The 12528-nt window shown below is 53.0% G+C and carries 14 protein-coding genes; 5 read left to right on the plus strand and 9 right to left on the minus strand.

Annotation, left to right across the window (positions count from 1 at the left end; translation table 11 throughout):
* Window positions 1-291: 291 nt before the first annotated feature.
* Window positions 292-1224 (plus strand): prolyl aminopeptidase, encoded by a 933-nt coding sequence (gene pip / locus ACRPFF_RS10135; protein WP_432674579.1) that lies wholly within the window; start codon window positions 292-294, stop codon window positions 1222-1224.
* 149 nt (window positions 1225-1373) lie between these two features.
* Here pip and bamC read toward each other — a convergent pair whose 3' ends face one another.
* Both bamC and dapA read right to left on the minus strand, forming a co-directional pair.
* Complete coding sequence (gene bamC / locus ACRPFF_RS10140) at window positions 1374-2570, minus strand: outer membrane protein assembly factor BamC (protein WP_432674580.1); 1197 nt, start codon at window positions 2568-2570, stop codon at window positions 1374-1376.
* An 8-nt stretch (window positions 2571-2578) separates the two neighbouring features.
* Entirely contained in the window at window positions 2579-3454 is an 876-nt protein-coding gene (gene dapA, locus ACRPFF_RS10145) for a 4-hydroxy-tetrahydrodipicolinate synthase (protein ID WP_432674581.1), read from the minus strand.
* A gap of 377 nt (window positions 3455-3831) precedes the next feature.
* Between dapA and ACRPFF_RS10150 the strand changes: the two genes are divergently transcribed.
* Complete coding sequence (locus tag ACRPFF_RS10150) at window positions 3832-5223, plus strand: nucleobase:cation symporter-2 family protein (RefSeq protein ID WP_432674582.1); 1392 nt, start codon at window positions 3832-3834, stop codon at window positions 5221-5223.
* Window positions 5224-5284: 61 nt separating this feature from the next.
* Here the strand turns inward: ACRPFF_RS10150 and rlmB are convergent, their stop codons facing one another.
* From rlmB to ACRPFF_RS10175, 5 genes are all read right to left on the minus strand, one after another.
* On the minus strand, window positions 5285-6037 hold the full coding sequence (rlmB, locus tag ACRPFF_RS10155) for a 23S rRNA (guanosine(2251)-2'-O)-methyltransferase RlmB (RefSeq protein WP_432674583.1): 753 nt from the start codon (window positions 6035-6037) through the stop codon (window positions 5285-5287).
* Between the two features lie 65 nt (window positions 6038-6102).
* Window positions 6103-6591, minus strand: a complete 489-nt coding sequence (locus ACRPFF_RS10160; RefSeq protein ID WP_432674584.1) for a DUF456 domain-containing protein — start codon at window positions 6589-6591, stop codon at window positions 6103-6105.
* Window positions 6592-6595: 4 nt separating this feature from the next.
* Window positions 6596-7315 (minus strand): tRNA adenosine(34) deaminase TadA, encoded by a 720-nt coding sequence (gene tadA, locus ACRPFF_RS10165; protein WP_432674585.1) that lies wholly within the window; start codon window positions 7313-7315, stop codon window positions 6596-6598.
* 3 nt (window positions 7316-7318) lie between these two features.
* Window positions 7319-8260, minus strand: coding sequence for a tRNA (adenosine(37)-N6)-dimethylallyltransferase MiaA (gene miaA, locus ACRPFF_RS10170; protein ID WP_432674586.1), 942 nt, complete (start codon window positions 8258-8260; stop codon window positions 7319-7321).
* Between the two features lie 50 nt (window positions 8261-8310).
* Window positions 8311-8979: a carbonic anhydrase gene (locus tag ACRPFF_RS10175; RefSeq protein WP_107863273.1), complete on the minus strand. Its 669-nt coding sequence runs from the start codon at window positions 8977-8979 to the stop codon at window positions 8311-8313.
* Window positions 8980-9105: 126 nt separating this feature from the next.
* Between ACRPFF_RS10175 and ACRPFF_RS10180 the strand changes: the two genes are divergently transcribed.
* The 3 genes from ACRPFF_RS10180 to efp all read left to right on the plus strand — a co-directional run bounded on the left by ACRPFF_RS10180 (window position 9106) and on the right by efp (window position 11157).
* A complete protein-coding gene (locus tag ACRPFF_RS10180; protein ID WP_432674589.1) occupies window positions 9106-9384 on the plus strand; it encodes a hypothetical protein in 279 nt (92 codons plus the stop codon).
* An 18-nt stretch (window positions 9385-9402) separates the two neighbouring features.
* Window positions 9403-10554 carry an elongation factor P maturation arginine rhamnosyltransferase EarP gene (gene earP / locus ACRPFF_RS10185; protein ID WP_432674587.1) on the plus strand — a complete coding sequence of 384 codons (1152 nt, stop codon included), beginning with the start codon at window positions 9403-9405 and terminating at the stop codon, window positions 10552-10554.
* A 42-nt stretch (window positions 10555-10596) separates the two neighbouring features.
* Window positions 10597-11157: an elongation factor P gene (efp, locus tag ACRPFF_RS10190; protein ID WP_002213793.1), complete on the plus strand. Its 561-nt coding sequence runs from the start codon at window positions 10597-10599 to the stop codon at window positions 11155-11157.
* A gap of 49 nt (window positions 11158-11206) precedes the next feature.
* Here efp and ACRPFF_RS10195 read toward each other — a convergent pair whose 3' ends face one another.
* Window positions 11207-12043 (minus strand): NMB0938 family lipoprotein, encoded by an 837-nt coding sequence (locus ACRPFF_RS10195; RefSeq protein ID WP_411712158.1) that lies wholly within the window; start codon window positions 12041-12043, stop codon window positions 11207-11209.
* A 104-nt stretch (window positions 12044-12147) separates the two neighbouring features.
* Window positions 12148-12528, minus strand: a 381-nt coding sequence (locus ACRPFF_RS10200) for an Imm26 family immunity protein (protein ID WP_432674588.1), incomplete at its 5' end; no start/stop codon positions are given.

Consider the following 12528-nt stretch of genomic DNA (forward strand, 5'->3'; position numbering starts at 1 on the left):
CCGTGTATCGCTGTAAATCTTAGAGATGGCGGAATATAGCGGATTAACAAAAACCGGTACAGCGTTGCCTCGCCTTAGCTCAAAGAGAACGATTCTCTAAGGTGCTGAAGCACCAAGTGAATCGGTTCCGTACTTATTTGTACTGTCTACGGCTTCGTCGCCTTGTCCTGATTTTTGTTAATCCACTATATCGCGATTTTTCGGAATTTGCCTTTCGGGGCGGCCTGTGTTTTGTGCGGGATGTCGCGTGTCGGGATGTTCGGATTGTCAGAAGCAATATAGGAGAAGATGATGTATGAGATAAGACAGCCTTTTTATAGCGGATACTTGCAGGTGTCTGAAATTCATCAAATTTATTGGGAAGAGTCGGGCAATCCCGACGGTGTGCCGGTCATTTTTTTACACGGCGGGCCGGGCGCGGGGGCTTCGCCTGAATGTCGGGGTTTTTTCAATCCCGATGTGTTCCGCATCGTCATTATTGACCAGCGCGGTTGCGGACGTTCGCGCCCGTATGCTTGTGCGGAAGACAATACGACTTGGGATTTGGTGGCGGATATTGAAAAAGTCCGTGAAATGCTGGGTATTGAAAAATGGCTGGTGTTCGGCGGTTCGTGGGGCAGCACTTTGTCGCTGGCTTATGCCCAAACCCATCCGGAAAGGGTAAAGGGATTGGTATTGCGCGGGATATTTTTGTGCAGGCCGTCTGAAACGGCGTGGCTGAACGAGGCGGGCGGTGTGAGCCGGATTTATCCGGAACAATGGCAAAAATTTGTCGCGCCGATTGCTGAAAATCGGCGGAACCGGCTGATTGAGGCGTATCACGGGTTGCTGTTTCATCAAGATGAAGAAGTGTGCCTGTCTGCCGCGAAGGCTTGGGCGGATTGGGAAAGCTATCTGATCCGTTTCGAGCCGGAGGAAGTGGATGAAGATGCTTATGCCTCACTGGCAATCGCGCGTTTGGAAAACCATTATTTTGTCAACGGCGGTTGGTTGCAGGGCAATAGGGCGATTTTGAACAATATCGGCAAAATACGGCATATCCCGACCATTATCGTGCAGGGGCGGTATGATTTGTGTACGCCGATGCAGAGTGCGTGGGAGCTGTCGAAAGCCTTTCCCGAAGCGGAGTTGAGAGTGGTTCAGGCGGGGCATTGTGCGTTCGATCCGCCTTTGGCGGATGCGTTGGTTCAGGCGGTTGAGGATATTTTGCCGCGACTTGTGTAGCGCGTTTTTGCGCTTACTTCCGTACGGGCAGGTTTGCTTCGGCAGCGATTGGAAAATACAGTCAGGCCAAGCGTCCGGATTGACGAAACCTGCCGTCTGACGCAAAAAAAGCAGCTTCTTTACGGGAAGCTGCTTTTGTTTTGAACGGTTTAACGCAGTTCGGAATGGAGTTTGCCCAACAGTGTGGATGCGTCTTTGTCGGCATATGCGCTGCCGTCTTTGTTGAGCAGGACGATGCGCGAGCCGTTGGCGACAGGCTCGGCATAGACAATCAGTTCCGGCTGTTCGGCAGGTTTCTCCGCTTTGCCTTTGCCCAGTAGGCGTTTGAACAGCCCCGGTTTTTGTTCGGTAACTGCATTGCTTTCGTTCGGGGCTTTTTGAACCAGGAAGGCGTGGCGTTCGGTGTTTTGACCGACGACGGTCAGCCCGATGCGGTCGAGGGCGAGCGCGGTGCGCCGCCAGTTTCTGCCGTAGTCGCCAAAGACAATCAGGCTTTTGCCTTCGATACGCGCCATTTCGTTGGCGGCGGGAAGGGTCGGTTTTTTTGCTAATGCGTTTTCCGCCTGCTGTCCGTCAACGCCCAAATATTGCATAAAGCGCGTCAGGAATGCGGCCTCAAGGTTGGGGTCGGAAGCGGAAGGCTGCCACATGGTCGTGTCTTTGTTTTTGTCGCCATACACTTCTTTCATTGCTTTGTGGGCGAAGAAGATGTCGGAAACGCCGTTTTTGCCCTGTTCGATACGGACGATGAATTTGTCGCGCTCGCCGGTGGAGTAGATGCCGCCCAAACCGACTTTGTCGAATAGGCGGCGCAAGCTGTCTTGGGGGATTTTGGCACGGTTTTCCGCCCACTCGGTTTCCATTTGTCCGATGGCAGGTTCTTCGGACTTGATGTCGAAGCCGTTTTCCTGCCAGAAGGCTTTCAGGAGCGGCCATATTTCCGCCGGTGATTTGCCGTCGACAACGAGCCAGCGTTGGCTGCCGTCGCGCTCGAGGCGGACACCTTTGACGCTTTTCAATACTTCGGCATCGGCAGGCTGTTGGACGGCGGGTGTGCGGCGTTTTTCCAAATCGCTGGCGCGGACGGCTCCCGAACCGGCAGGAAGGCGGTAGAGGTTGCCTTGGTCGGGGTTGTTCAAATCGGGTGGGACTTCGAGTTTGATCAGGCGGTGCGACTGGCTTTGGTAGTCGAGCTTGGGCTGTTCGGTTTTGCTGCCGGTGCAGGCAGTCAGTCCGATGAGAAGTAGTGCGGAGATTACAGGTTTGATATGGGTCATCGTGTCATCCTGTGTGATGGATATTAAAGTGTTTGTTGCGTTATGCCGTCTGAACGCTTCAGACGGCATGGCTATATTTAAAGTTGTCCTGAGGCTTTCAGGGCGGCGCGGACTTTTGCCTGTCCGCCTTCCGTCAGAGGAACGAGCGGCAAACGGATGTGCGGTTCGCATTTGCCCAGGGCGGATACTGCCCATTTCGGTGCGGCAGGGCTGGGTTCGCAGAACATGGTGTCGTAAATCGGAATCAGCCGGTTGTTGAGTTCGCGTGCGAGGGCAATGTCGCCTTGCAGTGCGGCGCGACACATATCGGCAAAGAGCTTGGGTGCGGCGTTGGCGGCTACGGTAATAACGCCGTGTCCGCCGCACAGCATGAACGGCAGGGCGGTATGGTCGTCGCCGGAAAGGACGGCGAAGCCTTCGGCGGCGCGGTTGATGAGTTCGATGTTGCTGCCGACGTTGCCGCTGGCTTCTTTAACGCCCACGATATTGGGGATTTCTGAAAGGCGCAGGATGGTGTCGTTAGTCATGCTGACGACGGTACGGCCGGGCACGTTGTAGATAATCATCGGAATCGAAGTGGCTTCGGCGATGGTTTTGAAATGTTGGTAAATGCCTTCTTGGGAGGGCTTGTTGTAATAGGGGACGACGGAGAGAGTGAAGTCTGCACCGGCTTTTTCGGCGGCTTGCGAAAGTGCGATGGCTTCAAGGGTGTTGTTGGCGCCGGTACCTGCGATGACGGGGACGCGCTTGTTGACGTGTTTGACCGTTTCTTCGATTACGCTTAAATGTTCTTCGACGGAGAGGGTGGCGGATTCGCCTGTCGTGCCGACAGCGACGATGCCGTCGGTACCGCTTTCGATATGCCAGTCGATCAAATCGCGGAGTTGTTCGTAATGGATGCTGCCGTCTTGATTCATCGGGGTAATCAGGGCAACCAAGCTACCTTGTAACATACGGAAACCTTTTATTCATTGAGTGAGGTCGATTATGCTTCGGATTGTAGCTTACTTTGTTGTTTGTGTGAAACATATCGGTCGCACGGTTGGTTCTAAGGCTTAAGTTCTATCATATCTTAATAAATAATATTTTTTATAATCATGAAATTATTGGGTTTAAGCAGTGGATGCGCCGTTGAGGATTAAAATGTGTTAAGCGCATGAAGGCTCTCTGAAAATGAAGGACTGTCCGGTGCGGAAATTCAAAGAAATTTGAATTCGGACAACCGGTGGTGTTTTTGCACATGAGGATTTGAATTGATAAGGAATCTTTGATTCGTTACAATTTCGTTCTTAAAATTTTTTAACGTTTGACAACGGATAGAAAGACTCTAATGGCTGAAACAATGAAAAAACAGGCGGATTCGCCTGATTTGGTGTACGGTTTGGAAGACAGGCCGCCGTTCGGTAATGCGCTCTTGAGTGCCGTTACCCATCTTTTGGCGATTTTTGTGCCGATGATTACGCCCGCGCTGATTGTGGGCGGCGCGCTGGAACTGCCGGTGGAAATGACGGCGTATCTCGTGTCGATGGCGATGGTTGCGTCGGGTGTCGGCACTTATTTGCAGGTTAACCGCTTCGGGCCGGTCGGTTCGGGGATGCTGTCCATCCAGTCGGTGAATTTCTCGTTCGTTACCGTCATGATTGCGCTCGGCGCAGGTATGAAAGAGGGTGGTTTGACTAAGGATGCGATGATTTCGACGCTCTTGGGCGTATCGTTTGTCGGCGCGTTTTTGGTGTGTTTCTCGGCGTGGCTTTTGCCATATTTGAAAAAAGTGATTACGCCGACGGTNAGCGGCGTGGTCGTGATGCTCATTGGCCTGAGTTTGGTACACGTCGGCATTGCCGATTTCGGCGGCGGCTTCGGCGCGAAGGCGGACGGCACGTTCGGCTCGATGGAAAACTTGGGGCTGGCTTCGCTGGTGCTGCTGATTGTGCTGGTGTTCAACTGCATGAAAAATCCGCTGCTGCGGATGAGCGGTATCGCGGTCGGGCTGATTGCCGGCTACATTGTCGCGCTGTTTTTGGGCAAGGTGGATTTTTCCGCGCTGCAAAACCTGCCGCTGGTTACGCTGCCCGTACCGTTTAAATACGGTTTTGCTTTCGACTGGCACGCGTTTGTTGTGGCGGGCGCGATTTTCCTGTTGAGCGTGTTTGAGGCGGTCGGCGATTTGACGGCGACGGCAATGGTGTCCGATCAGCCGATTGAAGGCGAGGAATACACCAAACGCTTGCGCGGCGGCGTGTTGGCTGACGGCTTGGTGTCGGTGATTGCGACGGCTTTGGGTTCGCTGCCGCTGACGACGTTTGCGCAAAACAACGGCGTGATTCAGATGACCGGCGTGGCTTCGCGTCATGTGGGCAAATATATTGCCGTGATTTTGGTGCTGTTGGGTCTGTTCCCCGTTGTCGGTCGCGCGTTTACGACGATTCCGAGTCCGGTGTTGGGCGGCGCGATGGTTTTGATGTTCGGCTTGATTGCGATTGCGGGCGTGCGGATTTTGGTCAGTCACGGCATCCGCAGGCGCGAAGCGGTAATTGCGGCAACTTCGGTCGGTTTGGGCTTGGGCGTGGGGTTTGAGCCGGAAGTGTTTAAAAACCTGCCCGTCTTGTTCCAAAACTCTATTTCCGGCGGCGGCATTACGGCAGTCTTGCTGAATTTGGTCTTGCCCGAAGATAAAACCGAGGCGGCGGTCAAGTTTGNTACCGACCACTTGGAACACTGATTTTGAAAATGAATGCCGTCTGAAACAGAATCCCTGTTTCAGACGGCATTGTTTTTGAGGCTTACGCTTTTTCGTTTTTCAATACGCGTTGTCGGCGGGTTTCACTTAATACCATTCCGGCAGACACGGAGACGTTCATACTTTCGACCGTGCCGAACATGGGTATGGACACCAGCATGTCGCAATATTCGCGCGTCAGGCGGCGCATACCGTCGCCTTCGTTGCCCATCACCCATGCCGCGCTGTCGGGCAAATCGCAATGGTAAAGGTCGGCGTCGCCGCCCATGTCGGTGCCGATAATCCAGATGCCGTATTCTTTCAGCTCGCGCAGGGTGCGGGCGAGATTGGTTACGGTGATGTAGGGGACGGTTTCCGCCGCGCCGCAGGCGACTTTGCTGACGGTGGCGTTCAGCCCCGCGCTTTTGTCTTTCGGTGCGATGACGGCGTGTACGCCCATTGCGTCGGCGGTACGCAGGCATGCGCCGAGGTTGTGCGGATCGGTGATGCCGTCGAGTATCAGCAGCAGCGGCGGTTCGCTGAGGTTTTCCAATACGTCTTCGAGGTGGACGTGGTTTTTGGAGGCATCGATAAATCCGACCACACCCTGATGGCGCGCGCCTTTGCTGATGGCGTTGAGGCGGTCGGCATCGGCAAAATATATGCGGATGTTTTCGTTTGCCGCCTTTTCCAACACTTCGCGCGTGCGTGCGTCTGATTTGCCTTCTTGGATGTAGAGTTCGACGATGGATTTGGGGTTTTGCCACAAACGGGCATTGACGGCGTGGAAGCCGTAGATAGGTCTTTGGTTTGCCATAATGGTGTTTGTCAAAAGGGTTCAGACGGCATTATAGCAATTTGCCGGTATGCCGTCTGAAGGGGTTAAAACAGGTAGGCGATGTATTTCACCAACAGGATAAACAAGATGGATACGGCGCAGCCGATTTTGAACGCCGTACCGATGACAAGTCCCAACAGTGTACCCAAGCCCGCTTTACCTGCCTGAAGCATATTGCGTCTGTCGATGAGTTCGCCTGCCGCCGCGCCGATAAAGGGGCCGAGTATTAGTCCGGGCAGGGAGAAAAATATGCCGATGATGCTGCCGGCCAATGCGCCTCGAACGGCGAGCCTGCCCACTCCGGTATATTTTGTCCCCCATATGCCTGCCATATAGTCCGTCAGTATGCCGGCAAGGCTGATGAGTCCGACCGTCCACAAAACGCCCGCGCCGTAGATTTGGTAGCCGCCGGAGTAGGCGAGCAGCAAGGTTCCGGCAAACATCAATGCCAATCCGGGCAGGGCGGGGTAAACGATGCCCGCCGTACCGACGGCTATCAGGGCGAGGGCGAGGATGACGAGCAAGGCGGTCATAGGTTCAACCTTTTCTTTTGTTCTGAAAAAAACGGCTTAATACGGCGCGGCATTCTTCTTGCAGGATTCCGCCCCGTATGGCGGTGTGCGTATTGAGGCGTTTGTCGGCAAATAGGTTGACGATGCTGCCTGCCGCGCCGGTTTTGGGTTCTGCCGCACCGTAGATCACGCGCCTGATTCGTGCCTGTATCAGTGCGGACGCGCACATGGCGCAGGGTTCGAGGGTAATATATATGTCGCATCCGTCAAGGCGGTAGTTTTGCATTTCGCTGCCTGCCTGTGCCAAGGCGTTGATTTCGGCGTGTCGGCTGACATTGCAGTCGGCAATGCAGGTGTTGTGTGCCAATGCGATGATTTTGCCGTCTGAAACGATGACTGCCCCGACGGGTATTTCGCCGTCGGCGGCGGATTGTTCTGCTTGGCGCAGTGCTTCGCGCATGAAGTGTTCCATTTCTTCCTGAGGCGGAAAGGCGGCGACGGGCGGATGGTTTTTCAACTCGGCAAGCAGGCGGGCTTTATGCGCTTGAGACATTTCTTGCGGCGGCGTGCCGTCCAGCAGCGACTCAAGCTGCCACAGCGTGCTTTTCGTGAGGGTCAAACCTGATGTCTTCAATAACAAGAAGGTTTGAACCGCGCCGGTCTGACGCAGGTCATCAAGCGTGCGTATGCCCAGACGGTGTAGGGCGGCGACGGTTTTGGGGGCGAGCGGCGGCGTGGTCAGCATAGTTTATACACCGAAAAACCGTTTTGCCGCCTCAATCAGGCGCGTGCCTGAAGTGCCGTCTGAAAACGGGTCGGCAACGCAGTCTAAAGGTGTTTTGCGCAACCAAGTCAGTTGGCGTTTGGCAAGTTGGCGGGTGGCGGCAATGCCTTTTTCGACAAATGCCGGGAAATCGGTTTTTCCGTCCAGATATTCCCATGCCTGACGGTAGCCGACGCAGCGTATGGCAGGGGAGTCGGCGGTCAGGCCGGGATAGAGGCGGCGCAGGTTTTCTACTTCGCCGATAAAGCCCTGTTCAAGCATCAGGTGGAAACGCAGGGCGATGTTTTCATGCAGGCGGGCGCGGTTTTCGGGAATTAGGGCGGCGGTATGCAAATCAAAAGGGAGCGTATGGGGGCTTTGTCTGCCGAGGTGCGCACTCATCGGTTTGCCGGTTAAGTAATAAACTTCCAAAGCGCGTCCGATACGCTGGCTGTCGTTCGGTTTCAGACGGCATGCTGTTTCAGGGTCGACTTTTTGCAGGGTGCGGTAGAGAAAATCCAAGCCGTACATCTGTTTTTGTTCGTCCAAGTCGGCACGCAGGCAGGCATCGGCCTCGGGCAAATCGTTCAAACCTTGGGTAAGGGCGTGGAAATACATCATCGTGCCGCCGACAATAAGGGCAAACCTGCCGCGTGAGGAAATTTCCCCGACCAAGCGCGTGCAGTCTTCGACAAAGCGGGCGGCGCTGTATGATTCGGTAGGCGGGATGATGTCGATAAGGTGGTGTGGGACAAAGGCGCGTTCGGAGGCGGACGGTTTTGCCGTGCCGATGTCCATATCGCGGTAAACCAGCGCGGAATCGAGGCTGATGATTTCGACCGGCAGGGTTTCGGCGATTTTGAGGGCGAGCGCGGTTTTTCCTCCGGCGGTCGGGCCCAAGAGGGCAAAGGCTTTGGGAATCGGCATGATGTTTCAGGGTTGCGAAAATGCGGATTATAGCGGAAAGCGTGCCGACGTTATATTTTGGTTTGCGGAACCGCCCATTGTCTGTCGGTGAGGTCGTAGATTTTTTGTATGTCTTTCAAAATTCGTTCGAAATCTATACCCAGGTCTTTCAGCCTACCGGAGCGGATATCGAATACCCAGCCGTGGACGGTAGGATAATGCTCGTTCAGATAGCGTTTTTGGACTTCCGCCATTTTGATGATGTTGATACATTGTTCCTGAACGTTCAGTTCGACCAAACGGTCGTAGCGTATGTTTTCGTCGTCAATCGCGTCCAGCTCTTCGCGGTGCAGCCGGTACACGTCGCGGATGTTGCGCAGCCACGGGTTCAACGCGCCGTAGTCGCAGGGTTGCATGGCGGCTTTGATGCCGCCGCAGTTGTAGTGTCCGCAGACGACGATGTGTTTGACTTTCAGATGATCGACCGCATAGCCGACCACGCTGGCAGCATTGATGTCTAGAGGGTTGACCATATTGGCGATGTTGCGGTGGACGAATACCTCGCCTGGCTTCATGCCCATCATTTCTTCGGCAGTAACGCGGCTGTCGGAACAGCCGATGTAGAGGTAGTCAGGCGTTTGATTTGCGGAGAGCGTCTCAAAAAAATGAGGGTTGTGCTGCAACTGTTCTTCTGCCCAGCGGCGGTTGTATTCAAAAATGTCCTGTTTGGTTTTGTTCATGTATTTCTCCTTTTGATGCGCGTTTCAGACGGCATTGCCGACAGTCTATGCCCGATGCTGCCGTTAGACAAGGTTCGTTCTTGAGGCGATAATGGCGTTTTGCTTTTTTTGTTTGAAAGCCTTGCGATGTTCCGAAACCTGCTTGTCCGCTGGCTCGCCGTCTGCCTCATCCCCTTGGCGACGCTTGCCGTTTTCGCCGCCAATCCGCCTAAAGATGCGGCGCAACACTTAATCAACGGCATCATTCTTGCCTGCGAAGCGACGTTTCTGTTCAAATTCGTCCTTTTTGACACCATCAAGCATCATCTTAAGCAAGAGTTTGATTTGAAACGGCAAACCATGTTGCTGTTTATCCCGATCGTTTTGCTGATTGTGTATTTATTCCACTATTTCGGCGCGTTTTAGCTTGTTTTCCAGATGGTTATGAATACGCACACTTTTCCTGTCTGTTGGATTTTTTGCAAGGTCATCGACAATTTCGGCGACATCGGCGTTTCGTGGCGGCTTGCCCGTGTTTTACATCGCGAACTCGGTTGGCAGGTGCATTTGTGGACGGACGATGTGTCCGCCTTGCGTGCGCTTTGCCCTGATTTGCCCGATGTTCCCTGCGTTCATCAGGATATTCATGTTCGCACTTGGTATGCCGAAGCGGCGGATATTGATACCGCGCCTGTTCCCGATGCCGTTATCGAAACTTTTGCCTGCGACCTGCCCGAAAATGTGTTGCACATCATCCGCCGACACAAGCCGCTTTGGCTGAATTGGGAATATTTGAGCGCGGAAGAAAGCAACGAAAGGCTGCACCTGATGCCTTCGCCGCAGGAGGGCGTTCAAAAATATTTTTGGTTTATGGGTTTCAGCGAAAAAAGCGGCGGGTTGATACGCGAACGTGATTACCGTGATGCCGTCCGTTTTGATACCGAAGCCCTGCGTCAGCGGCTGATGCTGCCCGAAAAAAACGCGCCCGAATGGCTGCTTTTCGGCTATCGGAGCGATATTTGGGCGAAGTGGCTGGAAATGTGGCAACAGGCAGGCAGCCCGATGACCCTACTGCTGGCAGGGGCGCAAATTATCGACAGTCTCAAACAAAGCGGCGTTATTCCGCAAGATGCCCTGCAAAACGACGGCGATGTCTTTCAGACGGCATCAGTCCGCCTTGTCAAAATCCCTTTCGTGCCGCAACAGGACTTCGACCAACTGCTGTACCTCGCCGACTGCGCCGTCATCCGCGGCGAAGACAGTTTCGTGCGCGCCCAGCTTGCCGGAAAACCTTTCTTTTGGCACATCTACCCGCAAGACGAAAACGTCCATCTCGACAAACTCCACGCCTTTTGGGATAAGGCACACGGTTTCTACTCGCCCGAAACCGCATCGGCACACCGCCGCCTTTCAGACGACCTCAACGGCGGAAGGGCTTTATCNGCCACGCAACGCCTCGAATGTTGGCAAACCCTGCAACAACATCAAAATGACTGGCGGCAAGGCGCGGAGGATTGGAGCCGTTATCTTTTCGGGCAGCCGTCCGCATCCGAAAAACTCGCCGCCTTTGTTTCAAAGCATCAAAAAATACGCTAGAATAGCGCGTTTTACGACAACCGATTTGATTGGAAAATCACAATGAAAACAGCACAAGAACTGCGCGCCGGCAATGTATTTATGGTCGGCAACGATCCTATGGTCGTTCAAAAAACCGAATACATCAAAGGCGGCCGCTCTTCCGCCAAAGTTAGCATGAAACTGAAAAACCTGCTGACCGGCGCGGCTTCCGAAACCATTTACAAAGCCGACGACAAATTCGACGTGGTCATCCTGTCCCGCAAAAACTGTACTTACAGCTACTTTGCCGACCCGATGTACGTCTTTATGGACGAAGAATTCAACCAATACGAAATCGAAGCCGACAACATCGGCGACGCGTTGAAATTCATCGTTGACGGCATGGAAGACCAATGCGAAGTTACCTTCTACGAAGGCAACCCCATTTCTGTCGAACTGCCCACCATCATCGTGCGCGAAGTTGAGTACACCGAGCCTGCCGTCAAAGGCGATACTTCAGGCAAAGTGATGAAAACCGCGCGCCTGGTCGGCGGCACCGAAATCCAAGTGATGTCCTACATCGAAAACGGCGACAAAATCGAAATCGACACCCGCACCGGCGAATTCCGCAAACGCGCTTGATTTGTTGCATTGAAAAATGCCGTCTGAAAGGCTTTCAGACGGCATTTTTTTATCTTCGCCCCAAGTTCGGATTGAAGTAGATGTTTTTTTCGTAAACGACAATACGCGTGATTTTGCCATTTTCGTCAAAATGGATGTCTAAAAACGGTTTGTCGGGATTGCGTTCACGGTTGGACAGCCGGAAGAGTGATTGGTTTTCAAGCATTTCTCCGTGTATTTTCAGATAGCCGGGCAATTGGCCGATGTATTGGAAATTGCCGCCGAGTCCGTTGTTGTGCCGGCTCAAATAGGCAGATGTTGCCGAAACTTCAAAATAACGCGTGCGTTTCGGCTCCTCGCCTTGCCCGCGGGTTTCTTCGCTGCCCTGTGTCAGCAGCAGCGTCGCTTCTCGGAGGCGGCGTTCCTGTTCCATCAAGGCATCTTGTGCCTGCCGGCTGATCGTGCGCTTTCCGTAACGCAAGTCTTCAATTGCCAGTATGATTTTCTGATGGTAGTCGGGATCTTCAGGGCGGATGTCGGGAAACAGCAGCCGCTGTATGTTGTCAGAGTCGTCGCCGGGTAAGCCGAAACGGGTTTCCAGTTCGTGATGGGAAAGGGCAAACAGACAGTCCGAGTCGATGTGTTCGGCGATTTGCTGCATGAGATCGTCAATGCCGGTGGCGGGGTGCAGGTCGGTGCAATTTGACGGCGGCGCGCTTTCTGCCTGCTTGACGTTATCAGGGGCGGATGCGGTCGGTTCCAAATCGGATTGGGAAGAAGCTGATGACGCGGAGGACGAAGCAGCAGATGCGCCGGTTTCTTTCGTTTTATCTTCTTTGTTCGGAGAACACGCGGTCAGCATGATTGCGGCAAGCCATAAGAGAAGTGATGAGGTTTTGTTTTTCATTCTTTAGATATAAAAGTTCTTTCATCTATGATATTGTTGGGGTCATATGAATGGTAGGAGCCACCATCAATAGTTTCATTTTCCAGCGACATAGGCTGTTGCCCCTATAAATACTGAGATGGCAAAGGAAATATGCCTTCACTTTCTGGATAATTTTCCACATTACTAGACAGCCAGAGTTCAAAGATTTTGTAATCGTCAAAGAAACCAAATATATACCCTCGCTTTAGTAAGTCTATATAATCTTTTTGAGAAACTACCAAAGGATTTCCGTTTCTCATTACTCTTGATTGTCTAATAAAAAGTTCTTTATTGTATGATAAGAAAATCGCTAAATCTGGATATATTATATTTTCTTTCTCTAAATCAACTTGCCCTATCAGTTTCCAAATCTTCTTTCTTATGGCTGTTTCTATACAGGATTTATAAGTCTTAAACCCAACAGAAAGAAGCTCATCCATATTGGCTGTCTTTTCCGAGAGATA

This window comes from Neisseria sp. SLRRB23 (assembly GCF_050896295.1).
Lineage (GTDB): Bacteria > Pseudomonadota > Gammaproteobacteria > Burkholderiales > Neisseriaceae > Neisseria.

What these genes read in the sequence shown, in the direction of transcription:
- pip (WP_432674579.1), top strand. Translation starts at nt 292, where the DNA reads ATGTATGAGATAAGACAGCCTTTTTATAGCGGATACTTGCAGGTGTCT.
- bamC (WP_432674580.1), bottom strand. Translation starts at nt 2,570, where the DNA reads ATGCCGTCTGAAGCGTTCAGACGGCATAACGCAACAAACACTTTAATA.
- dapA (WP_432674581.1), bottom strand. Translation starts at nt 3,454, where the DNA reads ATGTTACAAGGTAGCTTGGTTGCCCTGATTACCCCGATGAATCAAGAC.
- rlmB (WP_432674583.1), bottom strand. Translation starts at nt 6,037, where the DNA reads ATGGCAAACCAAAGACCTATCTACGGCTTCCACGCCGTCAATGCCCGT.
- ACRPFF_RS10160 (WP_432674584.1), bottom strand. Translation starts at nt 6,591, where the DNA reads ATGACCGCCTTGCTCGTCATCCTCGCCCTCGCCCTGATAGCCGTCGGT.
- tadA (WP_432674585.1), bottom strand. Translation starts at nt 7,315, where the DNA reads ATGCTGACCACGCCGCCGCTCGCCCCCAAAACCGTCGCCGCCCTACAC.
- miaA (WP_432674586.1), bottom strand. Translation starts at nt 8,260, where the DNA reads ATGCCGATTCCCAAAGCCTTTGCCCTCTTGGGCCCGACCGCCGGAGGA.
- ACRPFF_RS10175 (WP_107863273.1), bottom strand. Translation starts at nt 8,979, where the DNA reads ATGAACAAAACCAAACAGGACATTTTTGAATACAACCGCCGCTGGGCA.
- ACRPFF_RS10180 (WP_432674589.1), top strand. Translation starts at nt 9,106, where the DNA reads ATGTTCCGAAACCTGCTTGTCCGCTGGCTCGCCGTCTGCCTCATCCCC.
- efp (WP_002213793.1), top strand. Translation starts at nt 10,597, where the DNA reads ATGAAAACAGCACAAGAACTGCGCGCCGGCAATGTATTTATGGTCGGC.
- ACRPFF_RS10195 (WP_411712158.1), bottom strand. Translation starts at nt 12,043, where the DNA reads ATGAAAAACAAAACCTCATCACTTCTCTTATGGCTTGCCGCAATCATG.